Source organism: Holdemanella sp. DFI.5.55 (assembly GCF_020593575.1).
Taxonomy (GTDB): Bacteria; Bacillota_I; Bacilli_A; order Erysipelotrichales; family Erysipelotrichaceae; genus Holdemanella; species Holdemanella hominis.
Genome location: NZ_JAJDMK010000285.1, coordinates 1 through 265, shown reverse-complemented (window position 1 = coordinate 265; position 265 = coordinate 1). Strand labels below are relative to the sequence as shown.

1 protein-coding gene is annotated in these 265 nt (G+C 44.2%); it reads left to right on the top strand.

Features of this window, described 5'->3' with window-relative positions:
- Position 1 precedes the first annotated feature (1 nt).
- A partial coding sequence (locus LJE08_RS14115) for an ABC transporter permease subunit (protein ID WP_227403592.1) occupies positions 2-265 on the top strand: 264 nt, incomplete at its 3' end.

Here is a 265-nt window from a genome sequence, read left to right as displayed (position 1 = left end):
CATTGCTATTGTCGCATGGAGCATTGCGATGGTGCTCGGAAGTATTCTCGGCATCATGCGTACCTTGCCCAATAAAACTGCACGTACTATTGGTACAGCCTATGTCACCATTTTCCGTAATGTGCCCTTACTGATTCAATTATTTATCTGGTTTTATGTGGTTCCCAACTTTTTACCCAGCGCTATTCATGATTGGTGGATTAATGACTTAAGTGCCAACACCACAGCACTGATTTCTGCCAGTGTCGGTCTTGGACTCTTTACC